This window comes from Psychrobacter sp. 5A.1, assembly GCF_030407455.1.
Taxonomy (GTDB): domain Bacteria; phylum Pseudomonadota; class Gammaproteobacteria; order Pseudomonadales; family Moraxellaceae; genus Psychrobacter.
This window is the reverse complement of the sequence record NZ_JASDDJ010000131.1, coordinates 1-1,277: the sequence shown is the minus strand read 5'-3', so window position 1 is coordinate 1,277 and position 1,277 is coordinate 1. Positions and strand designations below refer to the sequence as shown.

Here is a 1,277-nt window from a genome sequence, read left to right as displayed (position 1 = left end):
TGAGCTATGCTGAAGAAACCGTACAACTAAACTTGGTAAACTAAGCACAATTATAGGAGTTTACCATGACCAAGAAATTAAGAACCTACAGTAACGAATTTAAAGCTGAAGCTGTCAAGAAGATAGCAGATAATAATGGCAATATCTCAGCTACTGCAAAGCAGTTAGGTATTGCCATGCAAACGCTATCAAACTGGCATAACAAAGCCAATCAAGGCAAGCTTGTTGGCACAGAGCAATATGATCCTGACCTTATGAGTGCTCTTCAAGAAATAAAGCAGCTCAAGCGTCAGCTCAAAGTGGCTGAAGAGGAGCGCGAGATTCTAAAAAAGGCGACCGCGTACTTCGCGAAAAACAGCCCGTAAAGTACGCTTTTATCAAAGACAATCGTCAGATATTTAGCACCACTACTATGTGCCGTGTATTAAGCGTTAAGCCCTCAAGCTACTACGATTGGCTAAGTCGTGACATCAGCGAACAGCAGGTACACCGCAATCAGTGCGAGCTACTAGTTAAAGCCGCTCACAGTGAAATGAAAGAACGTTATGGCGTAGATCGATTGCATGCTCATCTAAGCAAACAAGGCCACAACATTAGCCTGTATATGGTAAGAAGCATCAAAGAGGAACACGGCATCAAATGCCGTCGTCATAAGCGCTTTAAAGTCACTACTGACTCAAACCACAACAAGCTGGTCTATGACAATGTTTTAGATCAGAGGTTTGACGCTAAGCGTCCTAACGAAGCATGGGTCAGCGACATTACCTATATCTGGACTGCTGAGGGCTGGTTATATTTAGCTGGAGTGAAAGATTTATACACCAAAGAGCTTGTCGGCTACGCTATCAATAAGCGCATGACCGCTGATTTAGTATGCCGTGCACTCAATATGGCAATCAAGAACAAACGACCTACTCAAGGACTGATTGTTCATTCAGATAGAGGTAGCCAATATTGTAGCCATGCGTACCATAAGATTATCGAGCAGCATAAGTTTACAGGCTCAATGAGCGGCAAAGGTAATTGCTATGACAACGCACCTATAGAAAGCTTCTGGGGCGTCTTGAAGAATGAACTAGTATATCATCAAGATTATAAAACGAGGTTTGCAGCCACTAGCGATATCATTGGGTATATTGAGCTGTATTATAATCAGACTAGGATTCAAAAGGGCTTGGGCTATCGAGCGCCAAGACAGGTGTGGTTTGATTATTATCGTCAGGCTGCGTAACTAAAATCTCCCAAGTTTATGTATACGGATTTGACGGCAGGGGTCA

At 43.0% G+C, this 1,277-nt stretch carries 1 protein-coding gene; it reads left to right on the top strand.

The window, feature by feature from the left end:
• Positions 1–65: 65 nt before the first annotated feature.
• A protein-coding gene (locus QL982_RS14395; RefSeq protein WP_192993974.1) for an IS3 family transposase occupies positions 66–1,231 on the top strand; the annotation gives its coding sequence in 2 pieces (ribosomal slippage) (positions 66–324 and positions 324–1,231; 1,167 coding nt in all).
• The last annotated feature ends 46 nt before the right edge of the window (positions 1,232–1,277 follow it).